Source organism: Mycobacterium sp. (assembly GCF_035570115.1).
Lineage (GTDB): Bacteria > Actinomycetota > Actinomycetes > Mycobacteriales > Mycobacteriaceae > Mycobacterium.
The window spans coordinates 1-19,388 of record NZ_DATMLH010000087.1 but is presented as its reverse complement, the minus strand read 5'-3'; the positions used below and the strand labels follow the sequence as shown (position 1 = coordinate 19,388).

The window sequence follows — 19,388 nt, the reverse complement described above, 5'->3', positions numbered from 1 at the left end:
AAACACCGTTCATTAATGTTGCACATTCTGCAAAATCTGCACATTATGTAGTATGATTTCACAGCGGTACCTGACGATGCACGGGCGACCGCGTGAGTCTCTGCTATTACCGAAGCTCTTTGTGGTGCAACGTAACTCGTGGAAAGAAAGCGTCTAGGTGCAGTTATCGAAGATTGTCCGCAACGCGTGGCTGCCGCTGTTGATCACCGCGGTCATGGTGGCCGGCGGCTTCACCGTGGCGCGGGTCAAGTCGTTCTTCGGCGCCGAGAACGCCGCCGGCGTGACCAGCGCACGGGTAGACGACTCCAAGCCGTTCAAGCCCAAGGTCGTCAAATACGAGATCTTCGGATCGGCACCGCGCGCCAACGTCAACTATCTAGATCTCAGCGCCGATCCGCAGCGGATAGACGGAGCGCCGCTGCCGTGGACGTTGGTCCTCAGTACGACTGCCCCTTCGGTGTTCCCGAACATCTCGGCACAAAGCGACGGCGATTACCTCGGTTGCCGTATCACCATCGATAACGAGGTCAAGGCCGAGAAAATATCTAACGGAGTGCACGCCCTGACCTTCTGCTTGGTGAAATCAGCATGAGCACACGCTTCGACGACGCCCGAACCGATGCCATTCCCGTAGCCAAACACGCAGCGCGGCCTGCGATTCCGCGCTTTATCCGCACGTTCGCCGTACCCATCATCCTGGGCTGGATCGCGATCATCGCGGTGCTCAACACCGTTGTTCCGCAGCTCGACATCGTCGGACAGATGCGCTCGGTGTCGATGAGCCCCGACGACGCGCAATCGGTGATCGCGACCAAGCACGTGGGCCAGGTATTCGGCGAGTACAAGTCGAACAGCTCGGTGATGATCGTTCTGGAGGGCCAAAACCCGCTCAGCAACCAGGCGCACACGTACTACGACCAGATCGTCAGAAAGCTCGACGCCGACACCAAACACGTCGAACACGTTCAGGACCTGTGGAGCGATCCGCTGACCGGGGCGGGTGCCCAAAGCAACGACGCCAAAGCCGCCTACGTCCAGGTATACCTCGCCGGTAACCAGGGTGAAGCGCTCGCCAACGAATCGGTCGAGGCCGTCCAACAGATCGTCAAAAGCGTGCCCGCACCCACCGGGGTCAAGGCCTACGTGACCGGACCTGCCGCATTGTCGGCGGATCAACACATCGCCGGTGACCGCAGCCTGCAAGTGATCACAACCGTCACGTTCTTAGTCATCATTTCGATGCTGCTATTGGTCTACCGGTCGATCATCACGATGCTGCTCACGCTGGCGATGGTCACGCTCGAGCTCACTGCCGCCCGCGGAATGGTCGCCTTTCTCGGCTACTACAAGATCATCGGGCTCTCGACGTTCGCGACCAACCTGTTGGTCACGTTGGCGATCGCGGCGGCCACCGACTATGCGATCTTCCTGATAGGCCGCTATCAAGAAGCCCGCGGTGCAGGCGAGTCCCGAGAAGATGCGTACTACAGCATGTTTGGCGGCACCGCACACGTCGTACTCGGGTCGGGCATGACCATCGCCGGTGCGACGTTCTGCCTGCACTTCACCAACCTTCCCTACTTCCAGACGCTGGGTATCCCGTTGGCCATCGGCATGGTGGTCGTCGTCGCGGCGGCATTGACGCTCGGCCCCGCGGTCATCTCTGTGGCGACGCGCTTCCGGCAGATACTCGAGCCGCAGCGGACGCAACGCATTCGCGGCTGGCGCAAGATCGGCGCGGTCGTCGTGCGCTGGCCCGGCCCGGTCCTGATCATGACGATCGCGGTCGCACTGGTCGGCCTGCTCGCCCTGCCCGGGTACCAGACCAACTACAACGATCGCAAATACTTGCCCGCCGATCTGCCGGCGAACGCCGGCTACGCCGCAGCAGATCGGCATTTCTCCCAGGCGCGGATGAATCCCGAGCTGCTGATGATCGAAAGTGACCACGATCTACGCAATTCCGCGGATTTCCTGGTCATCGACAAAATCGCCAAGGCGATCTTTCGAGTGCCCGGAATCGGTCGCGTGCAAGCGATCACGCGGCCCCAAGGTACGCCCATTGAGCACACCTCGATCCCCTTTCAAATCAGCATGCAGGGCGTCACCCAACAGATGAACCAGAAGTACCAGCAAGATCAGATGACCGACATGCTCAAGCAGGCCGACGAGATGCAGACCACGATCGACAGCATGGTGAAGATGCAGAGCCTGACCCAGCAGATGTCCGACGATATGCATGCCATGGTGAAAAAGATGCACGACATGACCATCGATGTCGCCGAATTGCGGGACCACATGGCGGATTTCGAGGACTTCTTCCGACCTATCCGCAGCTATTTCTACTGGGAGAAACACTGCTTTGACATCCCGGTGTGCTGGTCTCTGCGGTCCGTCTTCGATGGGCTCGACGGCATCGACACGATGACCGACGACATCGAGAGCCTGCTACCCATCATGGATCACCTCGACACCCTCATGCCTCAGCTCACGGCGTTGATGCCCGAGATGATCGCGAACATGAAGAGCATGAAGACGACGATGCTGACGATGTACTCGACCCAAAAAGGTCTGCAGGACCAGCAGACGGAGGCGCAGAAAAACACCAGCGCGATGGGTAAGGCATTCGACGCATCCAAGAACGACGACTCGTTCTACCTGCCTCCGGAGACGTTCAACAACGCCGAGTTCAAGCGCGGTATGAAGAATTTCCTTTCCCCCAACGGCCACGCTGTGCGGTTCATCATCAGCCACCAAGGCGATCCGATGACGGCGGAAGGGATTTCACATATCGATGCGATCAAGAAGGCAGCGGCGGAAGCGCTGAAGGGCACGCCGCTGGAGGGATCGAAGATCTATCTCGGCGGCACCGCCGCCACCTTCAAGGACATGCACGACGGCAGCGACGATGACTTGCTGATCGCCGGAATCGCCTCGCTGTGCCTAATTTTCATCATCATGCTGATCATCACGCGAAGTGTGGTGGCCTCGGCGGTGATCGTGGGCACCGTTGTGCTATCGCTGGGCGCATCGTTCGGGCTGTCGGTGCTCATCTGGCAGCACCTCATCGGCATCGAACTGCACTGGATGGTGCTGGCGATGTCGGTCATCATCCTGCTTGCGGTCGGCGCCGACTACAACTTGCTGTTGGTGTCGCGGTTCAAGGAGGAGATCCACGCCGGCTTGAACACCGGGATCATCCGATCGATGGGCGGCACCGGGTCGGTCGTCACCTCGGCTGGGCTGGTGTTCGCCTTCACGATGATGACGATGGCGGTCAGCCAGCTGACGGTCATCGGCCAGGTCGGCACCACGATCGGCCTCGGCCTGCTGTTCGACACGCTTGTCGTCCGGTCACTGATGACGCCGTCGATTGCCGCGCTATTGGGCAAGTGGTTCTGGTGGCCACAGATTGTCCGGCAGCGGCCGGTCCCCTCACCATGGCCGGCGCCGGCCAAGAAGGCTGAATCTCTAGTTTCCGCTTAGGGTTCCGTCAGCTGGACGCACCGCTGCGCAGGAACGCCCGCGTTCTGTCCCGACCCTCGGGTGACGGGTCGAAGGCAATCGCGACGAACTCGTCGACATCTGCCGCGCGCACCTCGTCGAGCCGGTGTCGCACGGTGGCCTCGTCACCGATGAGCGCGGCGTCTTCCGGTCCCGCGTAGCCTTCGCGGTCCAACATCGCGCGATAGGAGGGTAGGTGGCCGTACATCGCGAACTGCTCGGCCGCCACTGCACGCGCCGCGGCCACGTCGTCGGTGACGGCGATGGGCAGGGCTGCGGCGACGCTGACAGCCCCGTCGGGGCGCCCGGCCTCGGCCGCCGCGGCGCGCATGGTGGGCCCGATGTGCTCCTTGAGCGTCTTCGGTCCGGTCATCCAGGTGATGGTTCCAGCGGTGCGCCGTCCGGCCAGCCGAAGCATCTGCGGGCCCAGTGCCGCGACATACACGTCGGGTGTGGGCGCGTCAGAAATCTGGAGCGCGCCCCTGGTTGTCAACATCTCGCCGGTCGCATTGGCCTGTTCCCCGGCCAGCAGCGGAAGCAGCCCATCGAGGTATTCGCTGAGGCGTCGCACCGACCGGTCCCAGGAGATTCCCCACATTCCCTCAGTCACGGCGCGGTGGGTGACCCCGACACCGAGGGTGAATCGTCCGTCGGCGATCTGGTTGAGCGTCAACGCCCGCTGCGCCATCAGCATGGGGTGCTGGTTCTGGATCGGCACGACGCCGCTCCCGACCTTGATGTCGCTCACCTCGTGCATTGCCGCGGCCAGCACGGTGATCAGATCGCAGTCGTACGGCATCTGTGTCATCCAGACCCGCTCGAAACCGTCGTCGCGGGCTTGAGTCAGCTCACGGATACAGCTGTCGAGAGGCGCTTTGTTGGACAGGTTGGCAATCAAACTGATCAGCACGAAAGGCAATCCTAGCCATCAGGCCCCGGTAAAAGGCCTTAATCGTCATCCACTCCGCGCCAGATCCCTTGAAGACGCCGTGGTCGTCATAGGAGTCCGCGGTGTAGCAGTCGATGATCGCATCCTGGTCGGCCCGGTCGACTGCCGCGGACAGTTTCGCCACGGCTTCGGTCAATGCGCCCTTGTCGACCCAGGCCTGTCCCTGCGGGTCGGCGGTCATGATGTCGCGGTGAACTCGAGGCCGGTGCGGCCGCTGCCAGAACACGGATTGCCGGCGGGGGCAAACGTCGCCGTCGTCAAGCGGTCAGACAAGGTAGTAGAGCACCGGATTCGGATGGTGGTCGATCCCATTCGTCGAAATAGGGTGTGCACTGTCGACCGCCAGTTTCGTGCGGGCATAACGCACTGCTTTGAGAGTCGCCGAGTACTCGGTGTCCTCTTCGGGGAACACCTGCTCGGCCGGCAGCCAGCGCTGCAGCCCCATGTTGCGCAGCATGGTGAGCGTGTCAGGTCGCACGCCCGCGAGCAGGACCGTCAATCCGTGTTCCTGTTGCTCTCGCACAAACCGCAGCAATCGCTCGACACACACCGCATCCGGATCCCGCACCCGTTTAAGCCGCAGCACCACGAATTTCGCAGCATTTGTTCTTACCCGCTCCTCTAGCGTGTCGAGATAGCGGTCCAAATCAGGTGCGGCCCCGAAGAACAGCTCACCTTCGAGGTCGTAGATCACCGTCGACGGGTCGACGAGATCGCCGGGCATCCGTTCGCGGACCACTCGCTCGGGTGTGACGACCAGTTCAGAGGCCTTGAGTTTGGCCGCGCGGGGGACGAATAGCACTATCGACAAACCGATCCCGAGCAGGACCGCCTTGTCAAGGTCGATCAGCACTCCGGTCAGTGCGGTGATAACCACCAGACCGGCGTCGTAGCGCGACGCCCTCACGGTGTCGATCAATCGCCGGTAGTCGACAAGTCGCGCCGCCGTGATGAGCAGCAATCCGGCCAGCGCGGCTTGCGGTATGTAATGCAGCAAAGGAGCGAAGAGCAGCAGAGCGACCGACACGGCGGCGGCCGCGACGATTCCGGACAACCGCGTGACGGCGCCGGCCTGAAAGTTGATGGCCGAGCGTGTCAGCGAACCCGACCCAGGCAGGCTCTGAAAAAACCCACCAGTCAGGTTGGCCAGCCCCTCGGCCAGGATTTGCCGGTTGTAATCGACTTTTTGCCGGCTCTGATGCGCGATGGCTTTGGCAATGGAGAGGGCCTCGATCAGACCGACGAACGCGACCGCCAACGCGCCCCGCGAAAGTTCACCGAGAGTGGAGAAGTCGACGTGCGGAATGTGCGGGGCGGGCAGGCTCTGAGGAATTCTCAAAGATAGCGGCACCGCCGTCTTCCCCTCGGTGCCGGCGACCGACCACCCGGCGATGTACGCGATCAGCGCCGCGACCACGAGAACGGTCAGCAGATCGATCTGCGGCCAGCCGTAGCGCTTGACCAGCCGGCGCAGCGCAACGGCGAGCGCGAGGGTCGTGACGCTCAGGAACACCGCTCGCAGGTTGATGGCGTCGCCGCGAAACACGGTCAGCCACAACCGGTGCAGGACCTGCATAGTGCCGTTGCCTCTGGATTTCACCCCTAGCGCGTTGCCGATCTGGCCGAGGGCAAGCAAGAAGGCCGCAGCGGCCATGAAGCCGACAATGACCGATTCAGAGATGTAGCGCGTCAGATCGCCGAGCCTGAAGACCGCGATGAGGATCTGGAATGTGCCCGCCAGCACCGCGATCAGGAACAGTCCCTCGAAGACGGCCGTGCGGTTGTCGGGGTCGATGAAGGCGAGGGAACTGAAAACCAGCAGTGAGATGGCGCTTGTCGGCCCGTTGATCAGATGCGACGACGACCCGAAAATTGAGGCGATGGTCGTCACGACGATCGCCGAGTAGACGCCGAATTTCGGATCGACGCCCGCGATCAAGGCGTATGCGATGCCCTGCGGGAGTGAAACGGCCGCAACCGTAAGGCCGGCGATCAGATCGCGCCGGCCTGTGGTCCAGTCGTAATTCACTGCGGGGCCCACGGTTTCACTCCCTACGGCCGGCCGTATTTAGACGCGAGGGCCGACTGTCGCTGGCACTGCGAGGTTGTCGATGATGCCGTTGTCTCCGAAGAACTTCTGTCGCGCATCGTCCCAGTCTTTGGCGATCGAGGAAATCGGAAAAAGCTTGATGCCCGGAAACCGGTCGACGTCTTTAGCGAGGATCCCGGAGTCGATCGGCCGGTAACCGTACTGCGCGAAGACCTCTTGGGCGGGGGCGGTGAACAGGTACTCGAGATAGGCCTTGGCGTAGGAGGCGGTCTTGTTGTCGGTGAGGTTGGCGTCGACCCAGGTGACGGCCGGCTCGGCGCGAATACTGACCTGCGGGTAGACGATCTCAAGCTCGTTGTTGCTGGCTTCGACCTCGCGCAGCGCCTCGTTTTCCCAGGCCAGATGGACATCGCCGATGCGCTGAACCGAGAAGCTGGTGGCGGAGGCACGCGCGCCGGCATCGAACGCCGCGACGTGACGGTACAGCGTATGCAGGTAGGCGAGCGCCTGTGCCGGACTACCGCCCCGCGTGGTGACCGAGCCCCACGCCGCCAGCACGCTCAGCTGGCCGTTACCTGATGTACGCGGGTTGGGGGTGACGACGCCGACGTCGCCTTTGACGAGGTCGGGCCAATCGTGAATGCCCTTGGGATTGCCTTTGTGGACAACGAAGACCACCGTCGATGTGTATGGCACCGAGTTATTCGGAAGGCGCCTCTGCCAATCCGGGGTGATCAGCCCGCGCTTGCTCAGGATGTCGATGTCGCTGATGAGCGCGAGAGACACCACATCGGCCTTTTCGGTGCCGTCGACCACGGCGCGCGCTTGGCGGCCCGAGCCACCGTGTGACTCCTTGATGTCCAGCGTTACGCCGGTTTGTTTGCGGTATTGCTGGGTGAACGCTTTATCCAGTGCCGCATAAACTTCGACCGTGGGGTCGTAGGAGACGTTGAGGAGTTGATTCGGGTTGTGGTCCGGCAGATTCCTGACCGTGATCAGAACGGCGGCTACGAGAATGGCCGCCACGCCGACGAGATTGAGGAGGGGAATGCGCAGCCAGAAACATGGCCGGTCCGACTCCGGTCGCGGGGATTGAGGCATGTGCGGCAACTTTGTGTATCAACGCGTTCTTATTGGCAGTTAGCCCAACTACCTTAACGGTCCAGCCAGGCGTGCCACTGCCTCGAAATCGGCGTGATTATTAATTCCGATCCTTGCCGGGGGTTGCCGGGGGTCAGAAGAAGAACCCTGCGTGTGGGGCGTTGTGCACCGTGAACAGCCGATCGGCGACGTCAAGAGCCACCGGATCGTCCCCGCGAACCAACCCGCTGGTGGCGAGACTGCGCCAGGTCGCACCGCCCAGCAGAACGGCGGCCAGGCCCGCAATACTGACGTGCAGTTGGGGGCGCCGGTCCGTCGGCTCGGCACCGCTGCGCGCGATGGTGAAGGTGGCTGAATTCTTCTGCGCAAGGGCATCATTGACGGCGATGATAACGACGCCGTCGCCGTCGTATCGGCGCGCCGACAGCGCCTTCTGCGCGTCGATGATGCGCAGCCACGTCTCGTCATGCACTGCCGTAGTCCGCGCGGCCCGTCGATCGACAAGCAGCCAGGGCAGTGGATCGTCGACCGGCAGCATCCAGAACATGATGCGATCAATGAGATCTAGTCCGAGCAGAAAGCGCAGCAGCCCGAGATAGGCCTCCATCGTGGGCGCGAAGAAGTCCTCGACGACGATGGTGCGCTGATCGCTGACGAACCAGGTCTGGGTGTCGATGGGACGGTAACGGGCGAAACCAGATTCGGATCCCGGTTCGCCGTGTATCGCGACATACGAAGCCCCCGAGGCGGATTCGGTGCGTAGCCGTAAGCCCTGCCACCATACCTCCGGGCGGTCGATGGTTCCCGGCCGCGATGAACGATTCTCGGTATAGATCCGCGGTAAGACCTCCCACGCTTCGGCCGTGTCAATCAAGCGCACCGGACCACCTGTCCCGACGTCGGGGCGCAGCGCGGCACGTGCTGTCTGCACCTCGACGCTTTGCGACGAACTGGCCACGCCGTAGCCGTACCGCTCATAGATCGTTGCCTCCGAAGCCCGCAGCGTTGCGACCACCTCACCCCGTGCGGCGATGTCGCGCAGCTGGTGGCGGATCAGTTCGGTAGCGATACCTTGTCGGGTGAATGACGGCAGCACCCCGATATGTGTCACGGCCGCGTGGCCCACGATCGCACCACCCGGCAGGGTCAGTCCGCTGGTCACCGCATCAGCCGTGCCAACAAGTCGTCCGTCGACGAATGCTCCTATGGTGCGTCCGGGTTCGAGCAGCTTGGTGATCTGGCCGGGTGCCAGGTTCGACAGTGGTGGGAAGCCGACCATGGCGGTGCGAAACAGGTTCGCCGCGGTGATCAGGTCGTCCTCACTGTCGAGAACGCGGATCTCGGTGGTCATCCGCCCATCATGTCTTGGGCCGGCAACGGCGCAGGCGAACATAATCAAATCCGTCCGGTGGCGCACGAGTTAAATGCGTCCAGAATGCAAACTTGTTCTCCGCCGCTCGGGAATTTAGCGTCAACACCAGATGGCTCCTCGATTTTTCTGGTTTTTACCCACCACTGGTGACAGCCGATCGATCGTCGGTGGGTCGCACGCGTCCTCGAACCGCGCGATTCCGAATGGATATCGCGCACCCAGCCGCGCATACCTGGCGGATGTGGCGCGTGCCGCCGACCGGCTGGGGTTCGAAGGCGTGCTGACGCCGACGGGGACATGGTGCGAAGATGCGTGGCTGACCTCGGCGGCGTTGCTGGCCGAGACTTCGAAGCTGAAATTCTTGGTCGCCTTCCGTCCCGGACTGGTGCCGCCTACCCTGGCCGCGCAGCAGACAGCGACGCTGCAGCGATTCTCCGAAGGCAGGGTGCTGCTCAACGTCGTCACCGGCAGCGACGACGCCGAACAACGCCGTTTCGGTGACTGGCTCGGCCACGACGAGCGCTACGCTCGCACGAGCGAATTCCTGCAGATCGTGAAATCGATATGGACGCAGGACTCGGTGGACTTCACCGGCAAGTACTACACCGTTGCCGATGCGCGAGTGTCGGCGCCGCCGAATCCGTTGCCGGAGACCTACTTTGGCGGCTCCTCGACGGCAGCGCTGCCGGTCGCGGCTGAGTTCGCTGATGTCTACCTGACCTGGGGTGAGCCGCCGGAGGCGGCGGCCGCCAAGATCGAACGGGTCCGGGATCAAGCCGGTGCCCTTGGCCGCAAAGTCCGGTCCGGCATTCGGCTGCATACCATCAGTCGTGACACGTCGGCTGCGGCCTGGGCTGTAGCCAACGAGATGCTTGCCGAGCTCACCGATGAGCAAATCGCCAAAGCAACCGCGCTGCACGCTAGTTCGGAATCCGAGGGGCAACGAAGGATGACCTCGCTGCACGGGGGCCGGGTCGACAAGCTCGAGATCTACCCGAATCTGTGGGCCGGAGTGGGCCTGGTCCGCGGGGGTGCCGGCACAGCGTTGGTTGGCAGTCACCAGGAAGTAGCCGACCTGATTACCGAATATCACATGCTGGGCTTCGACGAGTTCATCCTGTCGGGTTATCCGCATTTGGAAGAGGCGTACTGGTTCGCCGAAGGCGTGCTGCCACTGCTGACCCACAGAGGTTTGCGATCGCGATGATTTCAAAGACACCGCTCCGTATCCGGCGCTACTAACGCCCAGACGGTGATCGTGACCTTCGGCGCGGTCTGTTTTACCTCGCTAAGCTTGGAATCGCACGACTTGAGCGGTAGCGCAGGAGACGACATGCAGTCGACAAAGTCTGCGTACCACGATGGGTGTCGCCGGCCGGCACTTCACGCGTGCGCGGTGGCCGACCTGGAATCGACTGGCGATTCCCTTCGTTAGAGGTCGTTGTCGGCGTCTGTCGTTGCCGCGCCGGTCCGATACTCGTCTTTGCTAGGAAGGCAGGTCTCATGCCTGATTTGTCGACTCGCTTGCACCTTGCGGTGGCGTTGGACGGCGCCGGGTGGCATCCGGGCGCGTGGCGTGAATCTGACGCGCGAGCGTCAGAGTTGTTCGACGCGCGCTACTGGGCTGGTCTGGCCGGCGAAGCCGAGAGCGGATCGCTGGACTTCGTGACGATCGAGGACTCGTTGGGCGTGCAGTCCGACGATCATTTCGAACCCGACCACCGGACCGATCGCGTTCGCGGTCGGTTGGACGCGGTGCTCATCGCGGCCCGGATCGCGCCACGCACACGGGGAATCGGATTGGTGCCGACGGCCATCGTCACCCATACCGAGCCATTTCATGTGTCGAAGTCGATCGCCACGCTCGACTATGTCAGCACAGGCCGGGCCGGCGTGCGTGTTCAGGTCTCGGCACGCCCCGACGTGGCGGCTCACTTCGGGCGCCGTGAACTGCCCAGGCTGACGGTCGATGCCATCGATGACCCAGCCGCCCAGCACCAGATCGGCGAATACTTCGCCGAGACCGCGGATTACATCGAGGTGCTGCGCCGTCTGTGGGACAGCTGGGAAGACGATGCCGAGATTCGCGACGTCGCCAGCGGACGGTTCATCGACCGGCACAAGCTGCATTACATCGACTTCGAGGGACGCTGGTTCTCTGTGAAAGGGCCCTCGATCACTCCCCGTCCGCCGCAGGGCCAGCCGATCGTCGCCGCGCTGGGTCACGGCGGTGTGTCCTATGAGCTGATCGCGAGCAGCGCCGACGTTGGATTCGTCACCCCGCATGACGCCGCTGAGGCAGCGGAAATTGCCGGCGAGATCGCGGCGCTGCAACTGGCGGCCGGCCGACGCCGCGATACCGTGCACATCTTCGGTGATCTGCTGGTTTTCCTCGATCGCACTCCGCAAGCGGCGCGCGCGCGTCGAGACCGGCTCGATCATCTCGCCGGTGCCGAATACCGGAGCGACGCCGAGATTTTTGTCGGCACTCCCGCGGACCTCGCCGATGTGCTGCAGGAGTGGCACGCGGCCGGGTTATCCGGATTCCGGCTCCGACCTGCGGCACTGCCACATGACCTCATTCAAATCACCGAGGGTCTGGTGCCCGAGTTGCGCCGCCGAGGGCTGTTCCGGAACGGCTACGAGGCCGACACATTACGCGCGTTGCTCGGACTAGCCCGTCCCGCCAACCGCTACGCCATCGCCTGACGCCCTCGCTACCAAGGATCCTTCCAATGAGTAAGCCGATCAAACAGATTCACTTAGCGGCGCACTTTCCCGGCGTCAACAACACAACGGTGTGGAGCGACCCGGCGGCCGGCAGTCACATCGAATTCGGCTCGTTTGCGCAATTTGCCCAGACGGCCGAGCGGGGCAAGTTCGACTTCCTGTTCCTGGCCGAAGGTTTGCGGCTGCGCGAACAAGGCGGCGAAATCTACGAGCTGGATGTGGTCGGGCGCCCGGACACCTTCACGGTGCTGGCCGCACTGGCGGCAGTCACCGAGCGGCTCGGGCTGACAGGCACCATCAACTCGACGTTCAATGAGCCCTACGAGGTGGCCAGACAGTTCGCGTCGTTGGACCATCTCTCCGGCGGCCGTGCCGCCTGGAATGTCGTGACCTCGTGGGATGCGTTCACCGGGGAGAACTTTCGCCGCGGCGGGTTCCTGGCTGAGGATCAGCGTTACGAGCGGGCGAAGACATTCCTGCAGACCACACAGGAGCTCTTCGATTCTTGGCGCGGCGACGAGATCGTGGCGGACAAGGCGGCTGGTGTCTTCTTGTCCGATCCGAATGCCGGCGCATTTGCCCACGGGGACAACCATTTCGACATCCACGGCCAATTCAACGTTCCGAGGAGCCCGCAGGGTCGACCGGTGATCTTCCAGGCCGGCGACTCCGAACAGGGGCGCGACTTCGCGGCCTCCGGTGCCGACGCGATCTTCTCCAGACACAGCACTTTGGCGGCCGGGCAAGCATTCTATGCCGACGTGAAGGGCCGCCTCGCTCGCTATGGCCGCCACCATAACGAGCTGCTCATCCTGCCGGCCGCGACATTCGTCATCGGCGAGACCGACGAGGAGGCCGCCGAAATCGCACATGACGTGCGACTGGCCCAGGTGTCGCCGCAGACGGCGATCAAATTCCTCGAACAACTCTGGAACCGGGACCTCTCCGACCACGACCCGGACGGTCCGCTGCCGACCGTGGACCCCGTGGTGGGGGAGAACACCATCTCGCGCGGCCGGGCCAGCGTCCGCATGTTCCGGGACCCGATTCCGATCGCCAACGAATGGCGAGCTAAAGCCGAGGCGGAGAATCTGAGCACGCGAGAACTGATCGTCGAGGTCACCGGGCGGCAATCTTTCATCGGGTCACCGCAGACTGTCGCCGCAGCGATCAACGACTTGGTGCAGGCCGATGCCAGCGACGGATTTATCCTCGTTCCGCACATCACACCCGGCGGCCTCGATCCGTTCGTCGACCAAGTAGTGCCGCTTCTTCAGGAGCGCGGAGTATTCCGGGCTGACTACACCGGCACGACGCTGCGTGATCATCTGGGTCTCGCCCCGCTGCCGGCCCCCCGGCGCCGCCTCAGCCCCGATGCCTCGACGTGGGCGGCGTCCTAAGCGCTATGACGACGCCGCTTAACGTGCTCGACTTGGTCCCGATCTCGTCGGGCTCGACCGCGAACCAGGCCCTGCATAACAGTATCGATCTCGCCCGCCAGGCCGAGGCCCTCGGTTACACGCGCTACTGGTTCGCCGAACACCATCTCAACCCCGGGGTGGCCGGGACTTCCCCTGCAGTGGTGCTCGCTCTGACCGCCGGCGAGACGTCGACGATTCGGCTCGGTTCGGGCGCAGTGCAGATGGGACACCGCACCGCGCTGGCGACGGTGGAGGAATTCGGTCTGCTGGACGCGCTGCACCCAGGCCGCTTCGATCTCGGCTTAGGGCGTTCTGGAGGTAAACCACGTGAGCCGGCAGTACAGGTAGCGGCCGCCACCCAGCCGGTCACCGACGGACATGCGCCGAATGGGTTGCTGATTCCCGAAAAATTCGATGTCACACCGCTTTTGAAATCGCCGCGCTTCGCGTTGCATAAGGCGTTGCTGCAGCTACCGGGAGCGAAATCACAAGGCTACACCGAGCAAGTCGACGACATTCTGGCACTCATCGCAGACACGTATCGGTCCGACGATGGCGAAGAGGCTCATGTCGTGCCCGGGGGTGGTGCGGATCTTCAGGTGTGGATCTTGGGCAGCAGTGGCGGTGAGAGCGCCGCCGTCGCCGGCAGCAGGGGTCTGCGGTTTGCCGCCAATTACCATGTCGCTCCCGCCACGGTGCTGGAGGCGACCGAGGCTTATCGGGCCGCCTTTCGACCCTCAGCCGAACTTGACCGGCCCTACGTCTCCGTCTCGGCAGACGTTGTCGCGGCGGACGATGAGGACACCGCTCGCGACTTGGCCGCGGGTTATGGGCTCTGGGTGCGCAGTATCCGTACCGGTGAAGGTGCGATCCCGTTCCCAACCCCAGATGAAGCGCGTGCTCACACGTGGACCAGCGCTGACTGCGAACTAGTCACGGATCGGGTGGAGACGCAGTTCGTCGGGTCGGCAAAGCAAGTAGCCGACGAGCTGGAGCGATTGCGTGATGCGACCGCGGCCGATGAGCTGATCATCACAACGATCACGCACGATCACGAAGACCGGGTGCGGTCCTACCGGCTGCTCGCCGAAGAATGGGCCCGCCGGTAGAGAAGGCTCGCGGACCGGCATCAGTCGATGCCGTGGCTTCCGCGTGCGGCGTGGCCCACGACCGCACAGCGATGAGGTTGTCCTCCCCGTCGAGGACGCGGATTTCGGGGGTGATTCGCCAATCACGTCGTGGGGCCGCGGCGGCAATCCCGGCATGTCGTCAGGTACGGCGTTAACACAAACTTCATCAGGCCCGTCTTCGGCCTTTTGACCTGCACAAACCCACTGAGGCCGTGCTTCGTTCCCGAATTACGAGCTTGACGTCGACGTCGATAGCCGCGCCGGAGTGATCCGAGCGGTCTCTTCCACTTGCGAACAACACCGAAACCCAAAAAAATGTCTCTATGAAGAAAAAACTGGTGATTGCCGCGGCCGTCGCGGCTGCGCTGCTGTCCAGCAGCGGCGTTGCCCTTGCGGACCCCGCTCCGGCACCTGACCCGAAAGGGCCGAAATGCTGGGGATGGAACGATACGGGTTACACCCATTGGGCGTATACGCCCTGCGGCTGGACCTATTCGGACGATGCAGGCTGGCAGCAGATTCCGCCCCCACCTCCGTGACCGGTTCGCGCGTCAGCGGCTAAATCTTCAGCGGCCGGCGCTGACTGACCACATCGACGGCGTGGCCAGTGTGGCGTCCAGTCCTTAGGGCGTCGTCGCGTCACCGACGGTTTGACACCGGTGCTCAGTGCCTCCGTGATTGAGCCGGTTCGCGCGGAACTCGACCTGAGTTGACCCCGAACTCATACCCCGCGTCTGACGCACCCTCAACCATTGCTGCCACACCGGCGATCGCCGATCAATTAGCGGCAGCTATCCAAACCGCCAGCACTGGAGCCTGAAAGGATCTGGCGTTCAGTCCCACACTTGACGCGAAGACTCGGTCGCGGATAGCGCAGCAGCAGACGAAGAACTACTCGCCGTCGTCGGCCCTGACCTGCTTGGGTGAAAGTTGGCACGCGTTCACATGAGCATGGCGCGTTCTGATCGAATGGACCTAACGTCCGCCATTTGAAAAGAGCAACGCTATGGACGCACGGGACGAGCAGGACGCTGCCGCGCCGCCAAAAGTCACGGACACCGACTCCGTAACGACGCTGATCACCGCCACCGGACTGGGGGTGGATGGCGAGCACGGACCGCTTTTCTCCGACATCGACCTTGCGCTCACGTCGGGCTTCCACGCGATTCAGATGCCCGGAGGACCAGGGCAGACAGCCCTGCTGTTGACCCTCGCCGGACGGCTGAAGGCCACCCACGGCACGGTGACCGTCCTGGGCGATACGCAACCGCGTGCGATCCGTCGGCACTGCTCGGTCGCGGCATTCGACGAGATCGACGAGTTGGAAGAATTGGTCACCGTGCAGACCGTGCTCGCTGAGCAGCGCAGTTGGCTGGCTCCCTGGTACGCCAGGGTGCCGATCGACGCCGGCCGGGACGAGCTGGCCAAGGTTTTCGGTGAGATACCCGCGCCGTCGGCCGAGTCGTACATCGTCGAGCTATCTGACCTGGAATTGTTCCTGCTGCGCATCACGCTGGCGCTGTTTTCAAATCGCCCGATCCTGGTGGTTGGTGACCTCGAACAGGTCCGCGACAACTCCCGGCGGGCGATGGCGGTCGACCGGCTCGGCGCGATCGCGACGCGGCGCACGGTCGTTGTGGGGGTGACCAATCCGCTCGGCGCTAATGCTCCCGACCATGAACTCCACGATCACCGCATCCTGACGGGAAGGGACTAACGATGCTGGCCGGCCTCGCATTCGGTTCGGAAATCAAGCGTTTCGGCCGCAGCCGGATGACCCGCGCAGCGATCGTGGTCCTGACGCTGCTTCCGCTCGTGTACGGAGCGCTCTACCTATGGGCGTACTGGGATCCCTTTGGCCATGTGAACAAGATGCCCGTGGCGCTGGTCAACTCCGACCGTGGCGCCGTCGTCTCCGGGCAGCAAATCAACGCCGGCGATGAGATCGCCAAAAGCTTGACCGCCGACCGCAGCCTGGACTGGCACGTCGTGAACCCCGAGGAGGCACACGATGGAGTCGAACACGGCAAGTACTACTTCATGCTCGAGTTGCCCCCTGACTTCAGTGCGGCGATCGCATCGCCAGTGACCGGGCAACCGAGACAGGCCAATCTCATCGCCGTGTACAACGACGCCAACAACTACATTTCGACAAGCATTGGCCGCACCGCTATCAGCCAGGTACTCAACGCCGTGTCGACCCGGATCTCTGGGCAAGCGGTCAATCAGGTGCTGTCCGTGGTCGTCTCGTCCGGTTCAGGGATCAAGCAGGCCGCCGACGGGGCGAAACAACTCGCCGACGGAGCGGCGCGGGTCGATGACGGCGCCAACCAGCTTTCGGCCGGTCTGCACACCGCCCGATCCGGCTCGGCGCAGCTTGCCACCGGCGCCAAGCAACTCTCCGACGGCATCAACGAGGCCACCGACCCACTGCTCGCGGTGACCAAGGCGCTCGCGACGGTCGGCGGCAACACCGAGCAGTTGCGCCAGGGTGCAACCGCGATGCAGCAAGCCGCTGACCAGATCAACGCCATCGCCATGGCACAGGACGCCGCCGCCAACTCACTCTCATCGGCGATCGATCAGCTATCCGCGAGCCAAGATCCGGTCGCACGCAACGCGGTCGCGACCCTGAACGGGGTACAGGATCAGCTCCGACAACACCAGTTCACGCCTCAGATCCGCCAGCAGCTCACCGACGCGCAAAACGCCGCTAACACGTTGACCTCGACGCTGGGCGCACCCGGTAGCGCGCTGAAGTCTGCCCTTGACCAAGTCGGCAGCAAGGGACAGGACCTGACGAACAAGCTCACCCAACTGCGCACCGGAGCTCAACAGCTGGCGTCCGGAAATGCTGAGTTGGCAAGTGGTATCGCCAAACTCGACGACGGTGCCGGGCAGCTGGCATCGGGAACCGGGCAACTAAAGTCGGGCTCCGCCGAGCTGGCGACCAAACTCGCTGACGGCGCCAAGCAGGTGCCCGACTGGACCAATCAGCAGAAGGCCGCGATCGCCGACACCATTGGCGGCCCGGTTAACCTGGAAACCACACATGAGAACGCCGCGCCCAACTTCGGCACCGGCATGGCACCGTTCTTCCTTACACTCGCCCTGTTTTTCGGCGCACTTGTGCTGTGGATGGTGCTGCGGCCCTTGCAAAATCGCGCTATCGCCGCGGAGGTGTTGCCAATCCGCGTGGCGCTCTCGAGCTATCGACCTGCCGCGGTGATCGGGATAGTGCAGGCGGTCATCCTTTACGGCGTGGTGCGATTCGCCCTGGGGATGCACGCCGCTCATCCTGTCGGGATGTTGGCCTTCATGATTCTGGTTTCCTGCGCGTTCGTCGCCGCGACGCAGGCGATCAATGCACTCGTCGGCCCGGCGGTAGGACGCGTACTGATCATGGCGTTGCTCATGCTGCAGCTTGTCAGCGCCGGCGGCATGTACCCGGTGGAAACCACGTCGAGGCCATTCCAGATTCTGCACAACTACGACCCAATGGCCTACGGGGTCAACGGACTGCGGCAGCTGATACTGGGCGGCATCGATTTCCGGCTCTGGCAGGCGGTCATCGTGCTCATCGGCATATGGGCTGTCGCATTGGCGATCTCCTCTCTATCGGCCAGACGCAATCAGCTGTGGAACCTCACCAGACTGCTACCGGCGATAAAGATCTGAGCGAAAGGCTACGGATCGATTGTTCACGGCCGCTCACGCCAAGGTAGACGCTAGGTAGTTGAAGACCGCCTCGTGAAGCTGATACATCGCACCTTCGTGGCAATGGGCGCCCGCACCGTCGGCGCTGCGCATCGAGACATGCTTGTGCGGTGCCTGCAGTTGTCGTGCCAGCGCCGCAGCTAGGCCGACCAATAAGGCTGCTGGTGCAGCAGCACTCGCTCGAGAAATCCTAGTGTCGCCTGCTCGTCGGCCGGGATGTCATCACCATGAGCGAGTGGGCACCGGGACGGAGCGCCTTCGATGATCCACACGGCTTTTACCGGCTCATAAATGGGGGCACCCGCGGGCGGTGAGATCAGGTCGGCGGCGAACCCGCGCGCGCTAGCCCAAGTGAATCCGTCGCTGTAAATTACTTCATCGTCGTGGTTTTCAGCGATGACGTGGTAGTGCGGGAGCCCGGCCAACTCGTCGTGATGCCGACTCGCCCAATCCGCCATGCGGTAAGCGTATTACGTCAACGGCTATCGAGAAGAGAAGAGCGAAGGCTACTGCCGGTGATCCAGCAGTGCGGTGAGGACGCGTTGCTCGACGGGGTGGCTGGCTTCGGAGAGGGCGGCGTCTTCGGAGGCGGGGTCGGCGAACAGGAATGTCGCGTCCGGTTACCTGCCGGTGCGCTCGCGGTGCTTGCACCCCGGCCAGCAGCAGGGCCGGCGCTGGCCTTCTTCGAGCTCCTCCTGGGTCCGGCGAATGCGCCGCTTGCGAGTCACCTCTTGCTTGGCATCCTCGACCCAGCAGATGAACTCATTGCGGGCCAACGGCGTGATGTCCTTCCAGGCAGTGAGCGCCTCGGAGTTCGCTATCAGCGCCGCGCGCAGGTCTGCCGGCAGCTTGTGCACCACCCCACCCGGCACCCGGTTGCCAGTCACGGGGTCAGGGTAACCCGTCGTGCAAGCAAGATGGCGGACCTGACTCGGCCGGCCTGACCGACAAGGAGAAGCACATGCAAGCTACCAAAGTGATGGCCAACCTTCGAGTGGCCGATATTGAGGCGGCCAAGAGCTTCTACGCCGACTACCTCGGAGGCTCGGAAACTCGGCTACGAGATCGTGCATCCATTGAGTACAGAGGCATGGGGCCTGCGCCGGTTCTTCGTCCGGGCCCCGGACGGCAACGTGATCAACATCGTGAACCACCGAGACTGAAGCTTCGACCGGCCCGCTCGCTGAAGACCGAAATCGCCTCCAGGGCTGCGTAAGCTATTTTCGATATTGATGTTTTGCACATATGTGGAAGTGGGTATGAGACGCGCATGTTAGCGAAATTGAATCTGATGAAAGCGCTGGTAATTGGTGGAGCTGTTGCTGCGGCGATTGCTGTTACGCCTGTGGCGTCAGCTGAAGCTTTCGCAGCCGGCCCGGCGATGACCGGCACGGCACCGACGCATGTGGTCTTC

General features: G+C 63.0%; 16 protein-coding genes and 1 pseudogene. 10 read left to right on the top strand and 7 right to left on the bottom strand.

The window, feature by feature from the left end:
* The first annotated feature begins 157 nt into the window (after positions 1–157).
* Both VNW74_RS06900 and VNW74_RS06895 read left to right on the top strand, forming a co-directional pair.
* Positions 158–592, top strand: a complete 435-nt coding sequence (locus tag VNW74_RS06900; protein WP_325675857.1) for an MmpS family transport accessory protein — start codon at positions 158–160, stop codon at positions 590–592.
* Complete coding sequence (locus VNW74_RS06895) at positions 589–3,486, top strand: MMPL family transporter (protein ID WP_325675856.1); 2,898 nt, start codon at positions 589–591, stop codon at positions 3,484–3,486. The genes VNW74_RS06900 and VNW74_RS06895 overlap by 4 nt, the downstream gene beginning before the upstream one ends.
* 7 nt (positions 3,487–3,493) lie before the next feature.
* Here VNW74_RS06895 and VNW74_RS06890 read toward each other — a convergent pair whose 3' ends face one another.
* The 5 genes from VNW74_RS06890 to VNW74_RS06870 form a co-directional block, all read right to left on the bottom strand.
* Positions 3,494–4,423, bottom strand: coding sequence for a TIGR03564 family F420-dependent LLM class oxidoreductase (locus VNW74_RS06890; protein WP_414686616.1), 930 nt, complete (start codon positions 4,421–4,423; stop codon positions 3,494–3,496).
* Positions 4,353–4,634 carry a hypothetical protein gene (locus VNW74_RS06885; protein ID WP_325675854.1) on the bottom strand — a complete coding sequence of 94 codons (282 nt, stop codon included), beginning with the start codon at positions 4,632–4,634 and terminating at the stop codon, positions 4,353–4,355. Before VNW74_RS06885 ends, VNW74_RS06890 begins: the two co-directional genes overlap by 71 nt.
* Before the next feature lie 84 nt (positions 4,635–4,718).
* A complete protein-coding gene (locus tag VNW74_RS06880; RefSeq protein WP_325675853.1) occupies positions 4,719–6,494 on the bottom strand; it encodes a SulP family inorganic anion transporter in 1,776 nt (591 codons plus the stop codon).
* A 27-nt stretch (positions 6,495–6,521) separates the two neighbouring features.
* Positions 6,522–7,604 carry a sulfate ABC transporter substrate-binding protein gene (locus VNW74_RS06875; RefSeq protein WP_325675852.1) on the bottom strand — a complete coding sequence of 361 codons (1,083 nt, stop codon included), beginning with the start codon at positions 7,602–7,604 and terminating at the stop codon, positions 6,522–6,524.
* Between the two features lie 133 nt (positions 7,605–7,737).
* A complete protein-coding gene (locus tag VNW74_RS06870; protein WP_325675851.1) occupies positions 7,738–8,955 on the bottom strand; it encodes a GNAT family N-acetyltransferase in 1,218 nt (405 codons plus the stop codon).
* A gap of 130 nt (positions 8,956–9,085) precedes the next feature.
* On the opposite strand from VNW74_RS06870, the gene VNW74_RS06865 reads away from it, so the two are divergent.
* The 7 genes from VNW74_RS06865 to VNW74_RS06835 all read left to right on the top strand — a co-directional run bounded on the left by VNW74_RS06865 (position 9,086) and on the right by VNW74_RS06835 (position 17,935).
* Positions 9,086–10,183 (top strand): LLM class flavin-dependent oxidoreductase, encoded by a 1,098-nt coding sequence (locus VNW74_RS06865; RefSeq protein WP_325675850.1) that lies wholly within the window; start codon positions 9,086–9,088, stop codon positions 10,181–10,183.
* A 296-nt stretch (positions 10,184–10,479) separates the two neighbouring features.
* Positions 10,480–11,685, top strand: a complete 1,206-nt coding sequence (locus VNW74_RS06860; RefSeq protein ID WP_325675849.1) for an LLM class flavin-dependent oxidoreductase — start codon at positions 10,480–10,482, stop codon at positions 11,683–11,685.
* A gap of 26 nt (positions 11,686–11,711) precedes the next feature.
* Positions 11,712–13,106, top strand: coding sequence for an NtaA/DmoA family FMN-dependent monooxygenase (locus VNW74_RS06855; RefSeq protein WP_325675848.1), 1,395 nt, complete (start codon positions 11,712–11,714; stop codon positions 13,104–13,106).
* 5 nt (positions 13,107–13,111) lie between these two features.
* Positions 13,112–14,236, top strand: coding sequence for an LLM class flavin-dependent oxidoreductase (locus VNW74_RS06850; RefSeq protein ID WP_325675847.1), 1,125 nt, complete (start codon positions 13,112–13,114; stop codon positions 14,234–14,236).
* Positions 14,237–14,580: 344 nt separating this feature from the next.
* Positions 14,581–14,796: a hypothetical protein gene (locus tag VNW74_RS06845; protein WP_325675846.1), complete on the top strand. Its 216-nt coding sequence runs from the start codon at positions 14,581–14,583 to the stop codon at positions 14,794–14,796.
* 467 nt (positions 14,797–15,263) lie between these two features.
* Positions 15,264–15,974 (top strand): hypothetical protein, encoded by a 711-nt coding sequence (locus tag VNW74_RS06840; protein WP_325675845.1) that lies wholly within the window; start codon positions 15,264–15,266, stop codon positions 15,972–15,974.
* 2 nt (positions 15,975–15,976) lie between these two features.
* The gene (locus tag VNW74_RS06835; RefSeq protein ID WP_325675844.1) at positions 15,977–17,935 is read left to right on the top strand and encodes a YhgE/Pip domain-containing protein; all 1,959 of its coding nucleotides are present in this window, start codon (positions 15,977–15,979) and stop codon (positions 17,933–17,935) included.
* Positions 17,936–18,114: 179 nt separating this feature from the next.
* On the opposite strand, the gene VNW74_RS06830 is transcribed toward VNW74_RS06835, so the two are convergent.
* Both VNW74_RS06830 and VNW74_RS06825 read right to left on the bottom strand, forming a co-directional pair.
* A complete protein-coding gene (locus VNW74_RS06830; RefSeq protein ID WP_325675843.1) occupies positions 18,115–18,432 on the bottom strand; it encodes a hypothetical protein in 318 nt (105 codons plus the stop codon).
* A gap of 162 nt (positions 18,433–18,594) precedes the next feature.
* On the bottom strand, positions 18,595–18,861 hold the full coding sequence (locus VNW74_RS06825; protein WP_325675842.1) for a YdeI/OmpD-associated family protein: 267 nt from the start codon (positions 18,859–18,861) through the stop codon (positions 18,595–18,597).
* A 150-nt stretch (positions 18,862–19,011) separates the two neighbouring features.
* On the opposite strand from VNW74_RS06825, the pseudogene VNW74_RS31845 reads away from it, so the two are divergent.
* Positions 19,012–19,137: pseudogene (locus VNW74_RS31845) on the top strand (VOC family protein); the annotation flags it as partial.
* Positions 19,138–19,388 lie beyond the last annotated feature (251 nt).

Excerpts from the sequence above, each read along its gene's own strand:
- VNW74_RS06840 (WP_325675845.1), top strand. The coding sequence starts at position 15,264 with ATGGACGCACGGGACGAGCAGGACGCTGCCGCGCCGCCAAAAGTCACG.
- VNW74_RS06830 (WP_325675843.1), bottom strand. The coding sequence starts at position 18,432 with ATGGCGGATTGGGCGAGTCGGCATCACGACGAGTTGGCCGGGCTCCCG.
- VNW74_RS06895 (WP_325675856.1), top strand. The coding sequence starts at position 589 with ATGAGCACACGCTTCGACGACGCCCGAACCGATGCCATTCCCGTAGCC.
- VNW74_RS06850 (WP_325675847.1), top strand. The coding sequence starts at position 13,112 with ATGACGACGCCGCTTAACGTGCTCGACTTGGTCCCGATCTCGTCGGGC.
- VNW74_RS06835 (WP_325675844.1), top strand. The coding sequence starts at position 15,977 with ATGCTGGCCGGCCTCGCATTCGGTTCGGAAATCAAGCGTTTCGGCCGC.
- VNW74_RS06875 (WP_325675852.1), bottom strand. The coding sequence starts at position 7,604 with ATGCCTCAATCCCCGCGACCGGAGTCGGACCGGCCATGTTTCTGGCTG.
- VNW74_RS06870 (WP_325675851.1), bottom strand. The coding sequence starts at position 8,955 with ATGACCACCGAGATCCGCGTTCTCGACAGTGAGGACGACCTGATCACC.
- VNW74_RS06865 (WP_325675850.1), top strand. The coding sequence starts at position 9,086 with ATGGCTCCTCGATTTTTCTGGTTTTTACCCACCACTGGTGACAGCCGA.
- VNW74_RS06845 (WP_325675846.1), top strand. The coding sequence starts at position 14,581 with ATGAAGAAAAAACTGGTGATTGCCGCGGCCGTCGCGGCTGCGCTGCTG.
- VNW74_RS06855 (WP_325675848.1), top strand. The coding sequence starts at position 11,712 with ATGAGTAAGCCGATCAAACAGATTCACTTAGCGGCGCACTTTCCCGGC.
- VNW74_RS06885 (WP_325675854.1), bottom strand. The coding sequence starts at position 4,634 with ATGACCGCCGACCCGCAGGGACAGGCCTGGGTCGACAAGGGCGCATTG.
- VNW74_RS06860 (WP_325675849.1), top strand. The coding sequence starts at position 10,480 with ATGCCTGATTTGTCGACTCGCTTGCACCTTGCGGTGGCGTTGGACGGC.